The 21194-nt window shown below is 67.0% G+C and carries 17 protein-coding genes; 9 read left to right on the top strand and 8 right to left on the bottom strand.

What is annotated here, in order from left to right; genetic code table 11:
- Window positions 1–132 precede the first annotated feature (132 nt).
- A complete protein-coding gene (locus ACQKOE_RS11720) occupies window positions 133–2187 on the bottom strand; it encodes a S9 family peptidase (protein WP_427512932.1) in 2055 nt (684 codons plus the stop codon).
- A gap of 54 nt (window positions 2188–2241) precedes the next feature.
- Between ACQKOE_RS11720 and ACQKOE_RS11715 the strand changes: the two genes are divergently transcribed.
- The 4 genes from ACQKOE_RS11715 to ACQKOE_RS11700 all read left to right on the top strand — a co-directional run bounded on the left by ACQKOE_RS11715 (window position 2242) and on the right by ACQKOE_RS11700 (window position 7038).
- On the top strand, window positions 2242–4056 hold the full coding sequence (locus ACQKOE_RS11715) for an aminopeptidase P family protein (RefSeq protein WP_427512931.1): 1815 nt from the start codon (window positions 2242–2244) through the stop codon (window positions 4054–4056).
- A gap of 188 nt (window positions 4057–4244) precedes the next feature.
- On the top strand, window positions 4245–4856 hold the full coding sequence (locus ACQKOE_RS11710; protein ID WP_427512930.1) for an EF-hand domain-containing protein: 612 nt from the start codon (window positions 4245–4247) through the stop codon (window positions 4854–4856).
- A gap of 23 nt (window positions 4857–4879) precedes the next feature.
- Window positions 4880–5620: a response regulator gene (locus ACQKOE_RS11705; RefSeq protein ID WP_427512929.1), complete on the top strand. Its 741-nt coding sequence runs from the start codon at window positions 4880–4882 to the stop codon at window positions 5618–5620.
- A complete protein-coding gene (locus tag ACQKOE_RS11700) occupies window positions 5620–7038 on the top strand; it encodes a sensor histidine kinase (RefSeq protein ID WP_427512928.1) in 1419 nt (472 codons plus the stop codon). The genes ACQKOE_RS11705 and ACQKOE_RS11700 overlap by 1 nt, the downstream gene beginning before the upstream one ends.
- A 3-nt stretch (window positions 7039–7041) precedes the next feature.
- On the opposite strand, the gene ACQKOE_RS11695 is transcribed toward ACQKOE_RS11700, so the two are convergent.
- Window positions 7042–8616, bottom strand: coding sequence for a helicase HerA-like domain-containing protein (locus ACQKOE_RS11695; RefSeq protein WP_427512927.1), 1575 nt, complete (start codon window positions 8614–8616; stop codon window positions 7042–7044).
- 130 nt (window positions 8617–8746) lie between these two features.
- On the opposite strand from ACQKOE_RS11695, the gene pabB reads away from it, so the two are divergent.
- The 4 genes from pabB to arfB are packed head-to-tail and all read left to right on the top strand — an operon-like array spanning window position 8747 to window position 12768.
- Window positions 8747–10540 carry an aminodeoxychorismate synthase component I gene (pabB, locus tag ACQKOE_RS11690; RefSeq protein ID WP_427512926.1) on the top strand — a complete coding sequence of 598 codons (1794 nt, stop codon included), beginning with the start codon at window positions 8747–8749 and terminating at the stop codon, window positions 10538–10540.
- A complete protein-coding gene (locus ACQKOE_RS11685; protein ID WP_427512925.1) occupies window positions 10537–11703 on the top strand; it encodes a pyridoxal phosphate-dependent aminotransferase in 1167 nt (388 codons plus the stop codon). The genes pabB and ACQKOE_RS11685 overlap by 4 nt, the downstream gene beginning before the upstream one ends.
- The gene (locus ACQKOE_RS11680; protein ID WP_427512924.1) at window positions 11700–12368 is read left to right on the top strand and encodes an RluA family pseudouridine synthase; all 669 of its coding nucleotides are present in this window, start codon (window positions 11700–11702) and stop codon (window positions 12366–12368) included. The genes ACQKOE_RS11685 and ACQKOE_RS11680 overlap by 4 nt, the downstream gene beginning before the upstream one ends.
- Entirely contained in the window at window positions 12349–12768 is a 420-nt protein-coding gene (arfB, locus tag ACQKOE_RS11675; protein ID WP_427512923.1) for an alternative ribosome rescue aminoacyl-tRNA hydrolase ArfB, read from the top strand. The genes ACQKOE_RS11680 and arfB overlap by 20 nt, the downstream gene beginning before the upstream one ends.
- 293 nt (window positions 12769–13061) lie before the next feature.
- Here the strand turns inward: arfB and ACQKOE_RS11670 are convergent, their stop codons facing one another.
- From ACQKOE_RS11670 to ACQKOE_RS11645, 6 genes are all read right to left on the bottom strand, one after another.
- Window positions 13062–13928, bottom strand: a complete 867-nt coding sequence (locus ACQKOE_RS11670) for an FAS1-like dehydratase domain-containing protein (RefSeq protein WP_427512922.1) — start codon at window positions 13926–13928, stop codon at window positions 13062–13064.
- Complete coding sequence (locus ACQKOE_RS11665) at window positions 13928–15511, bottom strand: acyl-CoA dehydrogenase family protein (RefSeq protein ID WP_427512921.1); 1584 nt, start codon at window positions 15509–15511, stop codon at window positions 13928–13930. The genes ACQKOE_RS11670 and ACQKOE_RS11665 overlap by 1 nt, the downstream gene beginning before the upstream one ends.
- Before the next feature lie 111 nt (window positions 15512–15622).
- Window positions 15623–16852, bottom strand: coding sequence for an acetyl-CoA C-acetyltransferase (locus ACQKOE_RS11660; protein ID WP_427512920.1), 1230 nt, complete (start codon window positions 16850–16852; stop codon window positions 15623–15625).
- The gene (locus ACQKOE_RS11655) at window positions 16849–18081 is read right to left on the bottom strand and encodes a CoA transferase (RefSeq protein ID WP_427512919.1); all 1233 of its coding nucleotides are present in this window, start codon (window positions 18079–18081) and stop codon (window positions 16849–16851) included. Before ACQKOE_RS11655 ends, ACQKOE_RS11660 begins: the two co-directional genes overlap by 4 nt.
- A 161-nt stretch (window positions 18082–18242) precedes the next feature.
- Window positions 18243–19418, bottom strand: a complete 1176-nt coding sequence (locus tag ACQKOE_RS11650) for an acyl-CoA dehydrogenase family protein (RefSeq protein WP_427512918.1) — start codon at window positions 19416–19418, stop codon at window positions 18243–18245.
- Window positions 19419–19430: 12 nt separating this feature from the next.
- Window positions 19431–20348: an SDR family NAD(P)-dependent oxidoreductase gene (locus tag ACQKOE_RS11645; protein ID WP_374588376.1), complete on the bottom strand. Its 918-nt coding sequence runs from the start codon at window positions 20346–20348 to the stop codon at window positions 19431–19433.
- A gap of 103 nt (window positions 20349–20451) precedes the next feature.
- On the opposite strand from ACQKOE_RS11645, the gene ACQKOE_RS11640 reads away from it, so the two are divergent.
- Window positions 20452–21192 carry an IclR family transcriptional regulator gene (locus tag ACQKOE_RS11640; RefSeq protein WP_374588378.1) on the top strand — a complete coding sequence of 247 codons (741 nt, stop codon included), beginning with the start codon at window positions 20452–20454 and terminating at the stop codon, window positions 21190–21192.
- The last annotated feature ends 2 nt before the right edge of the window (window positions 21193–21194 follow it).

Below are 21194 nucleotides of genomic sequence, written 5' to 3'. Positions count from 1 at the left end.
TTTTGTGGGTTTTGTTGTTTTATTTTTTAAAAAACCGGTTAATCCCCCCTCCCGTTGGGGGGCTACCTATGGCCAAACCCCGGGGGGGGGGTGTCTCGACTTCGCTCGACACGAACGGAACGGGGAGGGCCCTCACTCCCCCACCCCCAGTTGCCACAGGATGAAGGCGAATTCCTCCGCCGTTTCCTTCAGGCTCTCGAACCGGCCTGACTTGCCGCCGTGGCCCGCGCCCATGTTGGTCTTGAGCAGCAGTTCGTTGCCGTCGGTCTTGACCTCACGCAAGCGGGCGACCCATTTGGCCGGCTCCCAATAGGTCACGCGCGGATCGTTGAGGCCGGCGGTTACCAGCAGCGGCGGATAGGCCTGGGCCCGCACCTGGTCATAGGGCGAATAGGACCGGATCAGTTCGAAGGCAGCCTTGTCCTCGATGGGGTTGCCCCATTCCGGCCACTCGCCGGGGGTGAGCGGCAGTTCGGGATCGAGCATGGTGTGGAGCACGTCGACGAAGGGGACATGGGCCACGACCGCGCCCCACAGGTCCGGGTCGGAATTGATCACCGCGCCCATCAGCTCGCCCCCGGCAGAGCCGCCGGAAATGCTGATCCGCCCCGCCTGGGTATAGCCGCGCGCGATCAGGCCGCGGGCGACATCCACGAAATCGTGGAAGGTGTTGGTGCGCCGCTCCAGCTTGCCCGCCTTGTACCAGGCGCGGCCCAGGTCGTCGCCGCCCCGAATGTGGGCGATGGCATAGGCAAAGCCGCGATCGACCAGGCTGAGGCGCGTGGTCGAAAAGCCCGGGTCAATCGCAATGCCATATGCGCCATAGCCGTAAAGGTGCAGCGGGCCGCCTGCCGCGCGGTCCTTGCGATAGACGATGCTGACCGGGATCATGGTGCCATCGCGCGCGGCGATCTCCAGCCGCTCGGTGGTGTAGAGCGAGGGATCGTAGCCCGAGGGGATTTCCTGCACCTTCAGCGTGGTCAGTTGCCGGGTGACGACATCGTATTCCAGCACGCTGGCCGGGCTGACCATCGATTCGTAAGACAGCCGCAGCGCGGTGACCGCCCATTCCGGATTGTCGCCCACCCCGGCGGAATAGGTCGTTTCGGCAAACTCGATCGGTTCGATCCGCGCCGGATCGTCGTAGTACCGCACCTCGATCCGGTCGAGCCCGCGCACCCGCCCTTCGGTGACATAGAAATCGCGGAACAGGTCAAACCCGGTCAGGTAGAAATCGTCGCTGCCCTCGATCAGCGTGGTCCATTCGCCGGGGTGCGAAAGGTCCGCAGTGGCGAGGCGGAAGTTTTCATGCGTGTCGTTGGCGTGGATGAACAGCGTGTCCTCGTGCAGGTCCACGTCATATTCCACCCCGGTTTCGCGGGCGCGGACCAGCACCGGATGGGCCAGCGGATCGGCGGCGGGGACCAGCCGCACTTCGCTGGTTTCGTGGTCGGAGGTGGAAATGATCAGCCACTGTTCGTTGGCCGACAGCGAGGAGCCGACGCGGAAGCCGTCGTCATCCTCGTGGTACAGTTCCACGTCGCTTTCATTGGGCTGGCCCAGCCAGTGCAGCCGGGCATTGTCGGTCCGCCACTGCTCGTTGGCGCGGGAATAGACGATCCCGCGATCCCCCGCGACCCAGACCAGCGAGGAGAGGGTTTCCGGGATCTCGTCCGGCAGGATCTCCCCCGTCTCGAGGTTCTTGATCCGCGCGGTGAAGCGTTCAGAGCCATTGTCGTCGACCGACCAGGCGAGCAGCTTGCCGTTCATCGAAACGGAAATCGCGCCGAGCCGGAAATATTCCTTCCCCTCTGCCAGGGCGACTTCATCGAGGATCAGCTCGTCCGGGCCGCCCGCGACGGGCCTGCGCCACCACTTCTTGTATTCGGCCCCTTCCTCGAACTCGATCCAGTAGAGGTAGTCGCCGTCCTTTTGCGGGACCGACTTGTCCGCCTCCTTGATCCGGGCGCGCATTTCCTTGAACAGCGTGTCGATCCGGCCCTGCTGATCGGCCATACGGGTTTCGAACCAGGCGTTCTCGGCATTGAGGTGCGCCAGAACCGCAGGATCGTCGACCTCGGGATAGCCGCGGTCGCGCAGCCAGGCGTAATCGTCGGTCACCGTGATGCCGTGGTGCGTGATGCTGTGGGGTTTCTTCGCAGCAATGGGGGGAGTGGTAAGAGCCATGTGCCCCGTCTATGGTGGCTGCATTGTCCCCGCAAGCAGGACTCGCGACACACCATGCTGATGAACACACACGAAGCGCGGCTCGACGCGCTGCGCAAGGAATTGAAGGCCCGCGCCCTCGACGGTTTCGTTATCCCGATTTCCGACGAGCACATGAGCGAATATGTCGGCGCCTATGCCCAGCGGCTGGCCTGGCTGACCGGCTTTGGCGGCTCGGCCGGAACGGCAGCCGTCCTGGCTGACAAGGCGGCGATCTTTGTTGACGGACGCTATACCCTGCAAGTGCGCGAGCAGGTGGACGGGCGGCTTTATGAATACCAGTCCGTGCCCGCGACCAGCGTGGCCGCATGGCTGGCCGACAATGCCGCCCCCGGCGCGCGGATCGGGTTCGACCCGTGGCTGCACGGCAAGCCCTGGGCCGATGCCACGGCGAAGGCGCTGGTGGACAAGCAGGCACAGCTCGTTCCGGTAGAGGGCAATCCGGTCGACGCGATCTGGGCCGACCAGCCCGCGCCCTCGCCCGCTCCCGCCCTGGTTCACGACAATGCCTATACCGGCAAGTCGAGCGAGGCGAAGCGCAGCGAAGTGGCCGAATGGCTAGCCGCCAAGGGCCTGGATGCCGCCGTGGTTTCGGCGCTGGACGGCGTCGCCTGGCTGCTCAACCTTCGTGGCACCGACGTGGAGCGGACACCGGTCGCCCTGTCCTTCGTGCTGGCTCATGCGGATGGCACGGCGCAGCTGTTCATTGACGAGCAGAAGGTCACGCCGCAGCTGCGCGCCCATCTGGGCAATGCGGTGACGATCCTGCCGCGCGCGGACTTCGTGCCGCAGTTGCAGGCGCTGGCGGGCAAGAAGGTGGCGGTCGATCCGGAAAGGTCGGTCCAGGCCGTGTTCGGGGTTCTGACCGAGGCCGGGGCGAGCGTGGTGGAAGCCACGGACCCGACCGTGCTGGCCAAGGCGGTGAAGAACCCGGTCGAACAGGCCGGACAGCGCGCCGCCCAGCACCGCGACGGGGCAGCGATTGCCAAGTTCCTCCACTGGCTCAGCGTCGAAGCGCCAAAGGGCGGGGAGACGGAACTCTCGGCAGCGGCAAGGCTGCACGCCTTCCGCCAGGAATCCGATCTGCTGCGCGACCTGTCGTTCGACACGATCTCTGCCGCCGGTCCCCATGCGGCCAGCCCGCATTACCGGGTGGACGAGGAATCGAACCTGACGATCAGCCCCAATTCGATCTACCTGGTCGATTCGGGCGGGCAGTACCTGGATGGTACCACCGACATCACCCGCACCGTCTGGGTCGGACCGGGTGAGCCGAGCGCGGAACACAGGGACCGCTTTACCCGCGTGCTCAAGGGCCACATCGCGCTGGCCCTGACCGTGTTCCCCAAGGGCACGGTCGGCAGCCAGCTCGACACCTTGGCGCGCTATGCCCTGTGGCAGGCCGGGGTGGACTATGCCCACGGCACGGGCCACGGCGTCGGCAGCTTCCTGTCGGTCCACGAAGGGCCGCAGCGGATTGCCAAGGCGACCGGGGGGCAGGCCGGAACGGGTCAGGAATTGCTGCCCGGGATGATCCTGTCCAACGAGCCCGGCTACTACAAGGCGGGCGAATACGGCATCCGCATCGAGAACCTGGTGCTGGTCGAACCGCGCACGATTGCCGGGGCGGAAGGCGAATATTTCGGCTTCGAAAACCTCACCTGGGCGCCGATTGACCGCACCCTGGTCGATACCAGCCTGCTGACCCGCGACGAACTGCGCTGGTGGGACGATTACCACGCCCAGGTTGAAGCGATCCTGGCCCCGCAACTGCAAGGCGAGGTGCTGGCCTGGCTGCGGCAGGCGTGCCAGCCGCTTTCGCGCGGATGAACGGAGCGGCGGGCCTGTGACAAATTGCGACACTTTGGCCGCCTGTCGGCATAAATGCGCGACAGTCCGGCCCTAGAACGACGACAGGAAGCCACGGGGCCGGATTTCCCCTCTCCCCCTGCCGGCCCGGTGGCTTCTCCCCAATTCCTGCTTTTCTGCGACGTTTTCTGAGACAAGGAGTTCGCGTGATGAAAAAGACCGTTCTTGCCATTGCCCTGCTGACCACCGGCCTTGCCGGTGCCGCGATTGCCCAGGCTCCCGCTCCGGGCGCAGACCCGATGGGCGACAAGACCGTGACCAAGGCCGAAGCCCAGGCCAAGGCTGCCGAAATGTTCGCCAGGATGGACGTCAACAAGGACGGCAAGCTGGACCAGGCTGATCGCGGCGCACACCGCGCGCAGATGTTCGACCGGCTGGACGCCAACAAGGACGGCAATGTCAGCCGCGAAGAATTTGCCGCTGCCCACCGGGGCATGGCCGATGGCGACAAGGCTGCCGGCGAGCACAAGATGGGTGAGCACAAGATGGGCGAACACCGCATGGGCAAGCGCGGCGGCGGCCACATGGGCGGCGGCCGGATGATGATGCAGATGGCCGATGCCAACAAGGATGGTGCAATCAGCCGCGAGGAATTCACCGCAGCCCATGCCCGCATGTTCGACATGGCCGATGCCAACAAGGACGGCCAGCTGACTGCGGCAGAGCGCAAGGCGCACCACGCGCAGATGCGCCAGAAGATGGGCGGCAAGGCTGCGCAGCACGACCACACCGCCCACGCCGGCCACCAGACCAACAAGTAACCGAAGCGGCGGCGCGATCATCCATGGACCAGAGTGAGGCAACCCGCCTGCTCCTCGTCGATGACGAAGCTGCCCTGCGCGAACCCCTGGCCGAGTATCTCGCTCGCCAGGGGTTTGTCGTGGCGCAGGCCGCCAGCGCGGCAGAGGCGCGCGTGCACTTGCGCGACGCCCCGCCCGACCTGGTCCTGCTCGACATCATGATGCCGGGCGAGGATGGCCTGTCGCTGTGCCGTCACCTCGCCGAAACGCAGGCGATCCCGACCATCCTGCTCACCGCGCGGGGCGAGGCGACCGACCGCATCGTCGGGCTGGAAATCGGCGCGGACGATTACGTGACCAAACCGTTCGAGCCGCGCGAACTGGTCGCCCGGATCCGCTCGGTCCTGCGCCGCGCGGCCAAGGGCGGCGCTCCGGCCCCGGCAGAGGAAGAGGCCGACCTGGTCTTTGACGGCTGGCGGCTCGATCCGCTGAAACGCAAGCTGACCGACCCGGAAGGCGCGGTCGTGGCCATTTCCTCGGTTGAGTTCCGCCTGCTCATGGCCTTTCTGGAACATCCCCGCCAGGTGCTGGACCGCGACCGCCTGCTCGACATGGTCCAGGGGCGCGAGGCGCACCTGTTCGACCGCGCGGTCGATAACCAGATCAGCCGCCTGCGCCGCAAGATCGAGGCTGACAGCCGCAATCCCACCCTGATCCAGACCGTCTGGGGTGGCGGCTACATGCTGGCCGCCGATGTCCGGCGCGAACCGGCACGGCAGGGCTGATGGCGCGCCTGAAGGGGCTGTTCTGGCCGCGCAGCCTGCAAGGGCAACTGCTGCTGGCCATCGCGCTGGCGCTGCTGCTGGCCCAGGGGATCAGCGCGGCCCTGCTCTACCGCGCCCAGGCCGAGCGGCGCGAGGCTGCCCTGGTCCACACCGCTGCCCTGCGCCTGTTCGGTGCCGCGCGCGAGGAAGGGCTGATCGGCGGCGAATTCCGCCATCCCGGTCGCCGGATCGACCGGGCCACCGAGCGCGGGCTGCGGGTCGAAAGCAGCGCCCAGGCGCCGCTTCTGGCCAGCGACAGCCGCTATGACCATGCCGAGGAGGAACTGCGCGAGATCATCGCCGGCCAGGGCCTGCAAGTCGGCAAGGTCGTCATCGCCGCGCGGCCCATATCCGACGATGCCCGGCTGGTGCAGCGCATGGAGCGCCGCGCCCGGATGCTGGGCCGCGATCCCGAACGCCCGCACCACCTGATGGTCGCGGCGATCGAACTGCCCGAAGCGGGCAAGTGGCTGACCGTGCGCGTTCCGGTGCCCAGGGGCGAACCGGCGATGATCGGCACGCTGATTGCCCAGACCCTGCTGCTCTATGCGCTGATGGTCTTTGCGATTGCCCTGATCGTCCGCCAGATCACCAAGCCGCTGGCGGCGCTGACCACCCGGCTGGAAACCTTTGCCGCCAATCGCGACACCCACGGCCAGCTGGAACCGGAGGGGCCGGACGACGTGCGCCGCCTGATCGTGGCCCACAATGCGATGGAGCAGCGGATTGCCGCCCTGCTGGACGAAAAGGACGTCATGCTGGGGGCCATCGGCCATGACCTCAAGACGCCGCTGGCGGCCTTGCGCGTCCGCATCGAAAGCGTCGAGGATGAGGGCGAGCGGGCCAGGATGGCCGCGACGATCGAGGACATTACCCACAGCCTCGACGATATCCTCTCGCTCGCCCGCGTCGGCCGGCCCAGCGACCCGCTGGAGCCGACCGAACTCAATGCCCTGGTCGGACAAGTGGCCGAGGAGTTCGAGGATATGGGCGAGCCGGTCAGCTTTGCCCCCAGCGCGCGCATGGTCTTGCCGCTGCGCGCCACCTGGGCGCGGCGCGCGGTGCGCAACCTGGTGGTCAATGCCCTGCGCTATGGCGGCGCGGCACGGATCGCGGTCGAGCGCATCGACGGCCACGCGCTGATCCGGATCGAGGACGATGGCCCCGGCATTCCGGCGGACCAGATCGAAGCGATGATGCAGCCCTTCACGCGCGGCGAACCATCGCGCAACAGCGCCACGGGCGGTGCGGGCCTGGGCCTCACCCTGGCCCGCGCGATTGCCGAACAGCACGGCGGCGCGCTGACCCTGGCGAACCGGCTGGATGCGCAAGGACGCGTGGCCGGGCTGACCGCCACGCTCTCCCTGCCGCTCGCCTGAACCTCAGCGCAGCAGCGCCCCCAGCAGGCCGCGGGCGAAGCGCCCCAGCATCTGCCCGCCCAGCGCCGTGCCGATGGTCCCCGCTGCCGCACTGGCGGCAGAGGCAACCGGCGATCCGCTGGAACGCCGCCCGGTCATCTGCCGCGCCACCATGGTTCCGGCCGAGGCTGCGGCGGCACCCATCGCGGCCTTTCCGGCGCGCTCCCACAGGCTGGTCGTGGCGCGCGGGCGGGCGCGCTGGGCTTCCTCGCCCTGCTCCGCCACGACTTGCGCCGCATCCGCCGCATCCTGCGCCTTTTGCGCCAGCACTTCCGCCGCGCTTTCGCGGTTTACCAGGCTATCGTACTTGCCATCGAAGGGGCTGATCGACTGGATGATCGCGCGTTCTTTCGCGGTGATCGGACCGAGGCGCGAATGCGGCGGCGCCACCAAAGTACGCTGGACAATCGTCGGCGCGCCATCCTCGTCCAGCGTGGACACCAGCGCCTCGCCCACTTTCAGTTCCGTGATGGCCGTTTCAACGTCGAGGTCGGGATTGATGCGGAAGGTTTCCGCCGCCGCGCGGATCGCCTTCTGGTCGCGCGGGGTGAAAGCGCGCAGCGCGTGCTGGACCCGGTTGCCCAGCTGGCCCGCAATTTTTTCCGGAATGTCGATGGGGTTCTGGCTGATGAAATAGACCCCCACCCCCTTCGACCGGATCAAGCGCACGACCTGTTCCACCTTGTCCAGAAGAGCCTCCGGCGCATCGTCGAACAGCAGATGCGCTTCGTCAAAGAAGAACACCAGCAACGGCTTTTCCGGATCGCCCACCTCTGGCAGAGCCTCGAACAGTTCGCTCAGCAGCCAGAGCAGGAACGTGGCGTAAAGCTTGGGGCTCTGCATCAGCTTTTCGGCGGCGAGGACATTGACCACCCCCTTGCCGCTTTCGTCGGTGCGCAGGAAATCGTTGATCTCGAACGCGGGCTCGCCAAAGAACCGGTCCGCGCCCTGGCTTTCAAAGGCGAGCAGCTGGCGCTGGATCGTGCCGACCGAGGCCTTGGAAATGTTGCCATAGGTCGCGGCCAGTTCGCTGGCATGGGCGGCGCAGTGGATCAGGGTCTGCTGCAAGTCGTCCATGTCGAGCAGGAGCAGGCCATTGTCGTCCGCCCAGCGGAAAGCGATGGTCAGCACCCCCTCCTGCGTCTCGTTCAGGCCCATCAGGCGGCTGAGCAGCAGCGGCCCCATTTCCGAGATCGTGGTGCGGATCGGGTGGCCCAGCTCGCCATAGAGATCCCAGAACACCGCCGGATTGTCGCGGTATTCGAAGGGTTCGATGCCAAGTTCGCGGGCGCGGCTCTCTATCTTGTCGGCGTGCTTGAAGTCATGACTACCGGCCATGGCGATCCCGGACAGGTCCCCTTTCACGTCGGCCATGAAGACCGGCACCCCGGCGGCGGAGAATTGTTCGGCCAGGGTTTGCAGCGTCACCGTCTTGCCGGTTCCGGTGGCGCCCGCGATCAGGCCGTGGCGGTTGGCGCGGCCCAGGCGCAGCACCTGCCGCTCGCCAGTACCGGACAATCCAATGAAAATTTCGTCCATGTAACGCTCCGCATAGGGGTTTTGGGCGAAAACTAGATAGGACCACTTAGGCCTGCACGCGAAGGGGTTTTTGCAACCTTGGCAAAGCCCGGCTAAAGCGCGTGCCGGACACCTTCAGTTACGGTTGAGAATGAGCGCGCGAGAACCCTTTATCCTGCTGGACGATGCCCGCCCCACCGGGGCCAGCGCCGCCCGGCTGTACCGCGCCCCTGCCGAAGTGGTGGTCGCGCGCCGCGCGGCCGACGTTGTCCCGGCGCTGGACCGGCTGGGCGAACTGCGCGCGCAGGGCTTTGAACTGGCCGGTTATATGGCCTACGAAGCCGGCCTGGCGCTGGAAGAGCGGCTGATGCCGCTGGCCGATGCGCGGTCCGGCGCGATGGGGCCGCTGCTGTGGTTCGGCGCCTTCGCCTCCTATGAAACGATTGCCGCCGATCATGTGCCGGAATGGCTTGCGGCCCATGCCGAACCGGGCCCGGCCCAGATCGGCCCGCTGGAGCCGCAGCTTTCCGCCGGGGGCTACGGCGCCGCCTTTGCCGCCTTGCAGGAAGCGATTGCGGCGGGCGACATCTACCAGGCCAACCTGACCTTCCACCTGGCCGGATCGTTCCGGGGCGATCCGCTGGCGCTCTATGCCGCGCTGCGTCCGGCGGCGGGCGCGGGCTATGGCGGAGTCGTGTTCGACGGATCGCACTGGCTGCTGTCCTGCTCGCCTGAACTGTTCTTTGCGGAAAAGGACGGGGCGGCCATGGTCAAGCCGATGAAGGGCACCCGCCCGCGCGGCCGCAGCCAGGCAGAGGACGCGGCGCTCGCCAGCGAACTGGCCGCATCGACCAAGGACCGCGCCGAAAACCTGATGATCGTGGACTTGCTGCGCAACGACCTGTCGCGCGTGGCCGAAGCGGGCAGCGTCAAGGTGGAGCGGCCCTTTGCGGTCGAAAGCTATCCCACGGTCCACCAGATGGTCACGACCGTGCGCGCGCGGCTGATGGCGGGCAGGGGCCCGGTCGACATGATCCGCGCCCTGTTCCCCTGCGGCTCGATCACCGGCGCGCCCAAGATCCGCGCGATGGAGCTGATCGACCAGGTGGAGCGCGATGCACGCGGACCCTATTGCGGGGCGATTGGCCGGATCGACGCGAATGGCGATGCCGCCTTCAACGTCGCGATCCGCACCCTGCGCCTGACCCCGGGCGAGAACAGCCGGGGCCGCGCCGTGCTGGGCGTCGGCTCGGCCATTGTCGCGGACAGCGAAGCCCTGCCCGAATGGCGCGAGAGCCTGCTGAAGGGCGGCTTCGTGCGGCTCCACGGCGCGGGCGCGGACCTGATCGAAACGATGCGCTTTACGCCCGAAGACGGCGTGCCGCTGCTGGAACTGCACCTGGAACGGATCAAGGCGAGCGCGGCGGAACTGGGCTTTGCCTTTGATCGCCATGCCGTGCGCAATGCCATTCAGGCGCTGTGCTTTGAAGCCGATGCGCCCGCGCGGCTGCGGCTGGTTGCGGCGCGCAGCGGGGCCTATTCGCTGGAACTCTCGCCCCTGCCCGCCGACCTGAACCAGCCGGCGCGCTGCGCGGTCTTGCGCCTGCCGGTCGATCCGGGCGACTGGCGCCTGCGCCACAAGAGCAGCGACCGGGGCTTTTACGACCTGGGCCTGGCCGCCGCCAAGGCTGCGGGCGCGGACGAGGCCCTGCTGCTGCGCGACGATGGCCTGCTGACCGAGGGCTGCTTTACCAACCTGTTCGTCGAACGCGGCGGCAAGCTGCTGACCCCGCCCGCCAGCCTGGGCCTGCTGCCCGGCGTGCTGCGCCGCTCGCTGCTGGAACAGGGCCGCGCCGAGGAGGCGGAACTGACGCTCGACGATCTGAAGGACGGGTTCCTGATCGGCAATGCCCTGCGCGGCCTGATCCCGGCGGTGCTGCTGTGAAGCTGGCCCAGGCCCTGTCGCGCATTGCCCCGTCGCGCACCACCGCCATCACCGACCGCGCCACCGAACTGCGCGCGGCGGGCAAGGACGTGATCTCGCTTTCGGTGGGCGAGCCGGACTTTGCCACCCCGCCCCACGTCGTCGCCGCCGCCAAGGCCGCGCTCGATGCGGGCGACACGAAATATACCCCGGTCGCGGGCACGCAGCGCCTGCGCGAGGCGGCGGCCCTGCACTTCCGCCGCGACCTGGGCCTGACCGTCAGCCCCGAACAGGTGATCGTCAGCGCCGGGGGCAAGCAGGCGATCTTTCACGCGCTGTTGGCCACGCTCGATCCGGGCGACGAAGTGCTGATCCCCAGCCCGTGGTGGGTCAGCTATCCCGAAATCGTCCGCTTTGCCGGGGCCGAAGTGGTCGATATGCCGACCAGCGCGGCAGGGGGCTTCCGGATTACGGCAGAGCAACTGGAAGCCGCAATCACGCCCAATACGCGCTGGCTGCTGCTCAACAGTCCCGGCAATCCCACCGGCGCGACCTATCCGGCAGAGGAACTGCGCGCGCTGGGCCAGGTGCTCGTCCGCCATCCGCAGGTGCTGGTGATGAGCGACGATATCTATGCCCCGCTGCGCTATGGCGCGGGCGCGCATGCCACGCTGGCGGTCGAATGCCCCGATCTGGCAGACCGCGTGCTGACCGTGTCGGGCGTGTCCAAAAGCCACGCCATGACCGGTTTCCGCATCGGCGTTTCGGCTGGGCCGGAATGGCTGATCAAGGCCATGGCGCGGCTGCAATCGCACAGCTCGGGCAATCCCGCCTCGATCAGCCAGGCTGCTGCCGTGGCCGCCTTCGAAGGTCCGCAGGAGTTCCTGCTCGATTGGCGCGAACGCTTTCGCGCGCGGCGCGACATGGTCGTGGCCGCGATCAACGCCATCCCGGGGCTGTCGACTCCGGTGCCCGACGGCGCTTTCTATTGCATGGTCGATGCCGCGCCCCTGATGGAGCGCTTTGGCGATGATGAGGCGCTGTGCCTGCACTTGCTGGATCACGGCGTGGCCGTGGTTCCGGCCTCATCCTTTGGCGGAAGCAATGGCTTCCGCATCAGTTTCGCGGCCGACGAGGCCAGACTTTCAGAAGCGGTGCGCCGCATTGCGGAGGCACTAAAATGAGCGTGATCCCGATCCTGTACGAAGATGGCGAAGCCCTGGTGATCGACAAGCCCGCGGGCCTGCCGATCGAGCGGCCCCGCGCTGGTGGGCGCAGCCTGGAAAACCATCTGGAGGAACTGAAGCTGGGCTTTCAGCGCGTGCCCGTTGCGGTCCACCGCATCGATACCGACACCTCTGGCTGCCTGCTCATGGCCCGCAATCCCAAGGCGCTGAAGCGGTTCAACGCCGCCTTCGAAGCGCGCGAGGTGGAAAAGGTCTACCTTGGCATCGTCTCCGGTCCGGTGGCCGAGGCCGAGGGCACCATCGCCCTGTCGCTCAGCAAGATTTCCAGCGCGGAAAAGGGCTGGCGGATGATCGCCGCGAAAAAGGGCAAGCCTGCCGTGACCCACTGGCGCAAGCTGGCCGAGCGCGGCGGCAATACCCTGGTCGAGTTCCGCCCGGAAACGGGCCGCACCCACCAGATCCGCGTCCATGCCGAACATGGGCTGGGCCATGCGCTGCTGGGCGATCCGGTCTATGGCAATGGCCAGGGCGCACCGCGCACCATGCTGCACGCCCGCGCCCTGACCGTGCCGCGCGAAGGCAAGACGCCGATCACGGCAATGGCCCCGCTGCCCGCCGATTTCCGCGCGCTGGGCTTTGACGATGACGACCTTAGCGCATGACACGATTGCCCGCGCGCTGGCGCTGGTAAGCGAAAGCTTCATCGCTGCGTCCGGCCCGGGCGGGCAGAACGTCAACAAGGTGGCCACCGCCGTGCAATTGCGGCTGGACGTCTATGCGCTGCGCCTGCCGGTGGAAGTGTTCAAGCGGTTCAAGCAGCTGGCCGGCAGCCGGATGACGGCCAAGGGCGAACTGCTTCTCACCGCCCAGCGCCACCGCACCCAGGAAGCCAACCGCCAGGACGCGCGCGAGCGGCTGACCGAGCTGATCGAGGAAGCCTTCAACCTCCCCGAAAAGCGCGCCAAGTCCCGCCTCAACCGGATCAACAAGGGCGAGCGGCTGGAAGGCAAGAAAAAGCGCGGGGCGGTGAAGGCTGGGCGCGGCAAGGTGCGGCTGGATTAAGGGGCGGTTGTGCAGAGCCGCTGCTGAAGAAAATACGCACGCAAAGCCGCAAAGGCGCGAAGACGTCGCTCTGCGCCGCAGGCAATCATTTCCAGACCTACATTTGCTCCAGAGGCACCCAATGAATGGCAGGCGGCTTCGCCGCAGGCTCAACCTCTTCGCGCCTTTGCGGCTTTGCGTGAGAAATATCTCACAAACGGCCACCGCAGGAAAAGGGCCCGCCTCCCCCTCGTCATTGCGAGCGCAGCGAAGCAATCCAGGGCCGCGCCAGAGCGCCCTGGATTGCCGTGGGGCTAGGCCCCTCGCAATGACGAGGTAGCACTGGCGCTCATCACCTGGCGGCCGTCAGCCGCGAAGGCGCCCAGTTCCAGGGCATCGCCGGTCCGGCGCAGGACCAGATGCAGGTCCTCGCCGCAGATGGCCGGGGAAACGCCCCGGAAGGCAAACGACTTCAGCCCATTGTCACCCAGCTCGCGCCGCACCAGATCAAGCAGCAGGCTGGCCGTCAATGGGCCGTGGACCACCAGGCCGCGATAGTTCTCCTCGCCCATCGCGTAGGGCAGGTCATAATGGATGCGGTGGCTGTTGAAGGTCAGCGCGGAATAGCGGAACAGCAGCGGTTCCGACGGGGTCAGCGTCCGGTGCGCCTGCCAGTCGGAAGCATCGAACCGCCCCTCGTCCAAAGGCGGCGGCGCGGGGGGCGTGCCATGTTCGGCTGGCGCGCGATAGACCACGGTCTGCACTTCGCGCACGGCCAGCCCGCTTGTCCCGCTGGTTTCGTGGGCGATGTCGACAAAGACCAGTTGCCCGGTGCCGCCGTTCTTTTCGGCGATGGATTGCACGCGCGAGAGGCGCGACACCGCCTCGCCCACGCGCAGCGGCTGGACGAATTCTACCTTGCTGGAGGCCCACATCCGGCGCGGCAGCGGGACCGGGGGCAGGAAGCTGTCCGGACTGTCGCTGCGCAGCGGGTGGCCGTCCGGACCCAGCTGTGCGGTCGGCGCGTCGGGCAGGCCCAGGCACCAGTGAAAGCCCTGCGCCGTGGTGCCATCCGCCGGAGCCTGGCGGTCCAGCGCGGCGCACCAGCGCGCGAAATGGCCGGGATCGATCCGGTCATCCCGGCGTTCCTCGCGCCCGATCCAGGCCTGCCACTGGCTCATCAATTGCGTCCTTCGATCAGGCCGCGCGCGATCACCTGCGCCTGGATTTCCGCCGCCCCTTCAAAGATGTTGAGGATGCGGGCATCGCACAGGATCCGGCTGATCTCGAATTCCAGCGCATAGCCGTTGCCGCCATGGATCTGCAGGCTGGCGTCCGCGTTCGACCAGGCGGCGCGGGCGGCGAGCAGCTTGGCCATGCCGGCCTCGATATCGCAGCGCTTGCCAGTGTCCTTGGCGCGAGCGGCGGCATAGGTCAGTTCGCGCGAGAGGACGAAATCGACCAGGCTCATCGCCAGCTTGTCGGCCACGCGCGGGAACTGGACCAGCGCCTTGCCGAACTGCTTACGGGCCATGGCATAGTCCAGCCCCAGTTCCAGCGCGCGTTTCGCCACGCCCACGGCGCGGGCAGCGGTCTGGATGCGGGCGGCTTCGAAGGTGCGCATCAATTGCTTGAAGCCCTGCCCTTCCTCGCCGCCCAGCAGGGCATCGGCGGGGGCGCGCATGGCATCGAACTGCAGCGCATATTCGCGCATTCCGCGATAGCCCAGCACTTCGATCTCGCTGCCGGTCATGCCTTCCGCCGGGAAGGGATCGGCATCGGTCCCGCGCGGCTTGGGCACCAGCAGCATCGACAAGCCGGCATAGCCCCTGGCATCGGGCAGGGTGCGGGCCAGCAGGGTCATCAGGTCGGACCGGCTGGCATGGGTGATCCAGGTCTTGGCCCCGTCGATCACCCAGCCCTGTTCATCGCGGCGGGCGCGGGTCTGGAGCGAGCCGAGGTCCGATCCGGTATCGGGTTCAGTGAAAACGGCAGTGGGCAGCACTTCCCCGCTGGCGATCCGGGGCAGCCACGCAGCCTTCTGCTCCGCCGTGCCGCCCATGGCGATCAGTTCGCCCGCGATTTCGCTGCGGGTGCCAAGCGAACCTGCGCCGATCCAGCCGCGCGACAGTTCCTCGGTAATCAGGCACATGACCAGCTTGGACAGGCCCAGCCCGCCGAATTCCTCCGGGATGGTCGCGCCAAAGGTGCCAAGGTCGGCCATGGCGGCAACGGTCGCGTCCGGAATCAGGTCATTGGCCAGATGCCACTTGTGCGCATGGGGCAGGATTTCGGCCTCGGTGAAGCGGCGGAACTGGTCGCGGATCGTATCGAGATCGCTGTCGCCCAGGCCCTCGCTCGGCCATTCGCCCGCCGCCAGCATGGCAGCGACTTCGGCGCGGATCGCGGCATGATCGCCTTCGACCAGATCGCGGCAGGCATGGGCCAGATCGCGCGCGGCTGGCCCTAGCCCCAGGTCGCCCGGGCGGAGCAGCTCGTTCTGCCCCATCGGCAGGCCGCCGGTCAGCTGCGCCAGCGTTTCGGCAAAGCCCAGGAAGGCGACCTTGCGGTCCAGTTCGGTCCCGCCGCCATTGCGCTCCAGCCAGCCCGCCACGGCTTCCAGCGCGGCGACGCTGGTGGCGATCCAGCCATAACCATGGTGCGCGCGCTGGTTCGCCGGATCGATCTGCGCCACCGCTGCGCGGGCGAGGTCAGCATAACCCCGCGCCGCGCCCAGCACATGACCGAAGTCGATGCTGCTCATGACACCTCCCCAGCATGGGGAGGGGGACCGCCCGCAGGGTGGTGGAGGGGGCGCGCGGCGGAAGAACCCCTCCACCGCTTCGCGGTCACCCTCCCCGTATCGGGGAGGACCTTACGCACGTTCAAACACGGCCGCGATGCCCTGGCCGCCGCCGATGCACATGGTTTCCAGGCCGTACTTCACGTCGCGGCGCTGCATTTCGCGGGTCAGGTTGGCCAGGATGCGCCCACCCGTCGCGCCGATCGGATGGCCCAGCGAAATGCCCGAACCGTTGACGTTGAGAATTTCGTGGCGGCTGTCATCGTCCGACCAACCCAGGCCCTTGAGGCAGGCCAGAACCTGCGGGGCGAAGGCTTCGTTCAGTTCGATCAGGCCGATGTCGTTCCACGACAGGCCGTTCTTGGCAAACAGGCGCTCGGTCGCGGGGACCGGGCCATAGCCCATGCGGCTGGGATCGCAGCCCGCCGCGGCCCAGGAATGGAAGAAGGCGATGGGTTCGAGGCCCAGCTCTTCCAGTTTATCTTCGGCCACGACCAGGCAGGCCGCCGCCGCGTCGTTCTGCTGGCTGGCATTGCCAGCGGTGACCACGCCGCCTTCCAGCGCGCGCAGCTTGCCCAGCGTTTCCATCGAGGCATCGGCGCGGTAGCCCTCGTCATGCGCGAAGACCACGGGATCGCCCTTCTTCTGCGGGATTTCGACCGGGACCAGCTCGTCGGCGAACAGGCCCTTTTCCCAGGCCGCCGCAGCGCGCTGATGGCTGCGCACGGCATAGGCGTCGCAGGCCTCGCGGCTGATGTTCCAGTCCTTGGCCAGGTTCTCGGCCGTTTCGATCATGCCGCTGATCACGCCATAGCGTTCGATCGGCTGGCTCATCACGCGGCCGCGCGTCAGGCGGTCGTGCAGGGTCAGGTTGCCCGCGCGCACGCCCTTGCGGATGTCGGTGCTGTAATGCTCGACGTTTGACATGCTCTCGCAGCCCCCGGCCACGACCACGTCGGACACGCCGGTCTGCACCATCATCGCCGCATTGACGATGGCCTGCAGGCCCGAACCGCAGCGGCGATCGAGCTGATAGCCGGGGACTTCCTCGGGCAGGCCGGCCAGCAGCCACGACCAGTGCGAAATGCACGGCGCTTCGCCGCTGCCATAGCCCTGGGCGAAGATCACGTCATCGACGCGCGAAGGGTCGATCTTGGTCCGCTCCATCAGCGCTTTCAGGATCACAGCGCCCAGTTGGCCTGCGGTCAGCGGGCTGAGGCTGCCGCCGAACTTGCCCACGGCGGTACGGATCGGGGCAACGATGGCTGCCCTTCTAAGCCCTTGGGTGCGGAGTTGAGTCATTTCTGGTCCTTGTCTGAGGTTGCGACGACACCCCGGTCAATCAGCCGGGCAATTTCACCGGAGGAAAGGCCCAGCCGGTCGGCCAGGACTTCCTCGCTATGTTCGCCCAGGTAGGGCGCGGGTTTGGGATCGCCGGCCTGCTGCGACGGCAGATTGGCGAAGGAACGCGGGGCCGGATAGGCAAAGCCGCTGGGGTTGGCCGGAGACGGGCCGAACAGCGGATTGTTGGTGACCAGGTCCGGGTCCTGCGCCGCTTCGTACATGGTGCGATAGCGTTCGAACGTCGCCCCCGCCTTGGTCAGGCGCGCGGCGAGGTCGGCATAGTCGAACTGGTCGGCGGCTTGCTGGAACAGGTCGAACAGGCGGTGGCGATTGACGAAGCGCTGGTGATCGCTGGCCAGGAAGCTGACGCCCAGCTCCGCCTCAAGCGCGGCGACTTCCTCGCTCAGGCCAAAGGCTTCGACCGTCGCCTTCCACTGCTTGGGCGTGAGCGCGGCGACCATGAAGCGCTTGCCATCGCGGCTCAGGAAATCGCGCCCGAACGCGCCCCAGATCGCATTGCCGATGCGTTCGCGGTCGGCCCCGCGATAAAGCATTTCGGCCATGGCCCCGGCATTGGCCATGGTGCCGATGGCCACGTCGCCCAGCGGCACGCGCATTTCGATGCCCTGCCCGGTCTGGTCACGGTGACGCAGGCCCGCCAGCAGCGAGAAGGCACAGTAGGCTCCGGTGATGAAGTCCCAGGCGGGCAGGATCTGGTTGACCGGCGGCGCGGTGGCCGGGTCCCATTCCTCTGGCCCGCACATCAGCGGATAGCCAGAGGCGGCATTGACGGTGAAGTCCATCGCCTGCCGCCCGTCGCCCCAGCCCATGATGCGGACCGAGACGAGATCGGGCCGCCCTTCGGCCAGTTTCTCGTGGCTGAGGAAGCTGTTCACCGGCAGGTTGGTGATCAATTGCCCGGTCTGGCGGACCAGCTCCGCCGCCAGTTCGCGCCCTTCCTCGCTTTGCAGGTCGAGCGCGACGCTTTTCTTGGCGCGGTTGAGGTTCTCCCACGAGAGCGAACGCCCTTCGCGGGTGACCATGTAGCGGTCATAGTCCAGCCCGCCCGCCTTGTGGTCGATGCGGACGACTTCCGCTCCGAACTGTGCGCAATAGAGGCCCGCCGTGGGCGATGCGACGAACGAGGAAACCTCGACGATCTTCAGTCCGGAGAGAATGTCGTACATTCGAAAATGCTCCTTGAGCGATTACACCGTTCGCCCTGAGGAGCGGCTGAGCGGATGCGAAGACGCGTCTCGAAGGGCCGCGCCGGGTGCTTCGAGACGGGCTTTCGCTGCACTCAATCCCTCCTCAGCACGAACGGAGAAGGGGGAGTTTTCCCCCAGGATCACCAGACGGCCCCTTCGCTCTTGAATTCGCGCAGCAGGTGCTTGGCGATCTGCAGCTGCATGATCTGGCTGGTGCCTTCGTAGATGCGCAGGATGCGGGCATCGCGGAAGAAGCGCTCCGCCGGATATTCGGCGAGGTAACCCGCGCCGCCATAGACCTGGACGCAGCGATCAACGACGCGGCCGCAGGTTTCCGAAGCGAACAGCTTGGCCGCTGCCGCCTTGCGCAGGATGTTCTCACCCCGGTCGGCGCGGGCGCAGGCGTCGGTGATCATGCATTCGGCGGCGTAGAGTTCTGCCTCGCTGTCGGCCAGCATGGCCTGGATCAGCTGGAAGTTGGCGATCGGTTCGCCAAAGGCCTTGCGTTCGGTGGCATAGCGGATGGCCGTATCCAGCGCGCGGCGGCCCATGCCGACGCTCATCCCCGCGACCGAGAGGCGGCCATTGTCGAGGCTCTGCATCGCGATCTGGAAGCCGCGCCCTTCCTCGCCGCCGACCAGCGCCGATCCCGGAATGTGGACGTCTTCCATGATCACGTCGGCGATATGCGCGCCGGACTGGCCCATCTTCTTGTCCGGCTTGCCGATGGTGATGCCCGGCGTCGTCATGTCGACGATGAAGGCCGAGACGTGCGCGTTCTTGGGCAGGGCCTCCTTCGACGTGCGGGCCATGATCAGGCCGATCTTCGCATTCGGGCTGTTGGTGATGTAGCGCTTGGTGCCGTTGAGCTTGTAGCCGTTGCCATCGCGCACCGCCGTGGTCTGCATGGCCGCGCTGTCCGAACCCGAACCCGGCTCGGTCAGGCCGAAGCAGGCAATCTCGCCGCTGGCGATGCGCGGCAGCCATTCGGCCTTCTGCTCCGGCGTGCCATAGTTCTTGATCGCGCTGCCGGTCATGCCGATGTTGATCGACACGGTCGAGCGGAAGGCCGGCGAGGCATAGGACAGCTGCTTCACCGTCTCGATGTACTGGCTGATGTTCATGCCAGCGCCGCCGAACTCTTCGGGAATGGTGATCCCGAACAGCCCCATTTCGCGCATTTCCTGGATGATATCGTCCGGGATGCGATCCTGGGCGATAACGTCCTCTTCAGCCGGGATCAGCCGTTCGCGCACATAGCGGCGCAGCTGTTCGATGAACTGGTCAAAGGTTTCCGCGTCCATTCCGGGGTTCATTGCGCCGGCTCCTTAGATGGGGTCGTAGGGGAAGACATGGGCCGAAACTTCATCGGCGCGCGCCATGCTGGGCTTGAAGGCGGGGATAAGCTCATCCGCGATGGCTTCCGGCGTCCAGCCTTCGATCTTGGTCATCGAGCGCACCGGGCGCGGCTTGTTGTAGAGAACGATCTCGTTCTTGCGGACCGAGAAGATCTGGTTGCTGACGCCCTGGCTGGCATCCGAGGCAAGATAGACCACCAGCGGCGCGATCTTGTCCGCGCTCATGGTCTTGAGCCGCTCGACCCGCTCCTTCTGCTCGGGCGTTTCGGCGGGGATCGAGGCGGTCATGCGGCTCCAGGCAAACGGCGCGATGCAGTTGGAGCGCACGCCCGCACGCGCCATGTCGAGCGCGATGGACTGCGACAGGCCGACAATGCCGAGCTTCGCAGCCGAGTAATTCGCCTGGCCGACATTGCCGATCAGGCCGGAGGTCGAGGTGAAGTGGATGAAGCTGCCCGACTGCTGCTCACGGAAATAGGGGGTCGCGGCCTTGGAGACATAGAACGCGCCGTTGAGGTGCACGTCGATCACCGCGCGCCAGTCCTCATGGCTCATCTTGTGCCAGATCGCATCGCGCAGGATGCCCGCATTGTTGACCACCGCGTCGATCCGGCCAAAGCGCTGGACCGCATCCTCGATGATCGACTGCGCACCGGCGGGATCGTTCACGAAAGCGAGGTTGGCCCAGGCCTTGCCGCCTGCCGCGACGATATCGTCCACGGTCTGCTGCGCCGGACCGGCATCGCCGCCTTCGCCGCCGCCGCCCACGCCCGGATCGTTCACCACCACGGCCGCGCCGTGCTTGGCACAAAGCAGCGCGATTTCACGGCCCACGCCGCGTCCCGCGCCGGTGATTGCAACAACCTTTCCTTCCAGCATGCCCGCCATCGAATCTCTCCTTTGCCAGACCATCGCAATGGCGCGGCGAAAAGAAAAGTCAATTCATCATTTGGAATTGCTTTTCACATATATGAAAAGCTAGAGAGGCGGAATGTCCGGTCCGGTTCGCTCTGTTTCCCAGGCTTTCGCCATCCTGCGCCTGCTCTCGCGCCGGACCGACGGGCTAACCCTGTCGCAGATCGGGCGCGAACTGGGGCTCAGCCCGTCCAGCTGCCTGAACCTGCTGCGCACTCTGGTGGCCGAAGGGATGATCGCCCGGGCCGAGGACCAGCGTTACCGCGTCACCGCCGCCTGGGGAGAGCTGGACAGCTCTGGCCGCCTCACCGAGCGGTTGATCGCCCGCGCCGCCGCCCCGATGCGCGAACTGGCGGAGCGGGCCGAGGCGACGGTCGGCCTGTGGCACGCCGTCTCGGCTGACCGGCTCGCCCTGATCGCGCTGAGCGAAAGCGGAGCGGCCACGCGCATTCACATGGTGGTGGGCCAGCGCCAGCCGATCGGCGGCGGCGCCACGGGCCGCGCCCTGGCGGCAAGCGAGGGCCTTTCGACCAGCGAATTGCAGCGCCGCTTTGCCGCCGTGCGCTGGCAGCGCCCGCTGGAGTTTGACCAGTACCTGCGCGAAGTTTCAGAGGCTGGCGCGCAGGGCTATGCTATCGACGATGGCAGCGGCCATGCCGGGATCGCGTCGCTGGGTTGCCGCATACCCCTGCCGGGGCGCTCGCGGTTCTGCCTCTCCGCCTCGGTCTTTGCCAATTCGCATGACCAGGCCGCCTTGCAGCTGCTCGGCCGGTCGCTGGTCGCAACCGCCGCCGAAATCAGCGCCGCTCTGGCCTAGGC

The organism is Novosphingobium sp. NPDC080210, assembly GCF_050281025.1.
Lineage (GTDB): Bacteria > Pseudomonadota > Alphaproteobacteria > Sphingomonadales > Sphingomonadaceae > Novosphingobium.
The sequence above is the reverse complement of the archived record's forward strand: the minus strand, read 5'-3'. Positions and strand labels throughout refer to the sequence as shown.

Excerpts from the sequence above, each read along its gene's own strand:
- ACQKOE_RS11720 (WP_427512932.1), bottom strand. The coding sequence starts at position 2,187 with ATGGCTCTTACCACTCCCCCCATTGCTGCGAAGAAACCCCACAGCATC.
- ACQKOE_RS11715 (WP_427512931.1), top strand. The coding sequence starts at position 2,242 with ATGCTGATGAACACACACGAAGCGCGGCTCGACGCGCTGCGCAAGGAA.
- ACQKOE_RS11710 (WP_427512930.1), top strand. The coding sequence starts at position 4,245 with ATGAAAAAGACCGTTCTTGCCATTGCCCTGCTGACCACCGGCCTTGCC.
- ACQKOE_RS11705 (WP_427512929.1), top strand. The coding sequence starts at position 4,880 with ATGGACCAGAGTGAGGCAACCCGCCTGCTCCTCGTCGATGACGAAGCT.
- ACQKOE_RS11700 (WP_427512928.1), top strand. The coding sequence starts at position 5,620 with ATGGCGCGCCTGAAGGGGCTGTTCTGGCCGCGCAGCCTGCAAGGGCAA.
- ACQKOE_RS11695 (WP_427512927.1), bottom strand. The coding sequence starts at position 8,616 with ATGGACGAAATTTTCATTGGATTGTCCGGTACTGGCGAGCGGCAGGTG.
- pabB (WP_427512926.1), top strand. The coding sequence starts at position 8,747 with ATGAGCGCGCGAGAACCCTTTATCCTGCTGGACGATGCCCGCCCCACC.
- ACQKOE_RS11680 (WP_427512924.1), top strand. The coding sequence starts at position 11,700 with ATGAGCGTGATCCCGATCCTGTACGAAGATGGCGAAGCCCTGGTGATC.
- arfB (WP_427512923.1), top strand. The coding sequence starts at position 12,349 with ATGACGACCTTAGCGCATGACACGATTGCCCGCGCGCTGGCGCTGGTA.
- ACQKOE_RS11670 (WP_427512922.1), bottom strand. The coding sequence starts at position 13,928 with ATGAGCCAGTGGCAGGCCTGGATCGGGCGCGAGGAACGCCGGGATGAC.
- ACQKOE_RS11665 (WP_427512921.1), bottom strand. The coding sequence starts at position 15,511 with ATGAGCAGCATCGACTTCGGTCATGTGCTGGGCGCGGCGCGGGGTTAT.
- ACQKOE_RS11660 (WP_427512920.1), bottom strand. The coding sequence starts at position 16,852 with ATGACTCAACTCCGCACCCAAGGGCTTAGAAGGGCAGCCATCGTTGCC.
- ACQKOE_RS11655 (WP_427512919.1), bottom strand. The coding sequence starts at position 18,081 with ATGTACGACATTCTCTCCGGACTGAAGATCGTCGAGGTTTCCTCGTTC.
- ACQKOE_RS11650 (WP_427512918.1), bottom strand. The coding sequence starts at position 19,418 with ATGAACCCCGGAATGGACGCGGAAACCTTTGACCAGTTCATCGAACAG.
- ACQKOE_RS11645 (WP_374588376.1), bottom strand. The coding sequence starts at position 20,348 with ATGGCGGGCATGCTGGAAGGAAAGGTTGTTGCAATCACCGGCGCGGGA.
- ACQKOE_RS11640 (WP_374588378.1), top strand. The coding sequence starts at position 20,452 with ATGTCCGGTCCGGTTCGCTCTGTTTCCCAGGCTTTCGCCATCCTGCGC.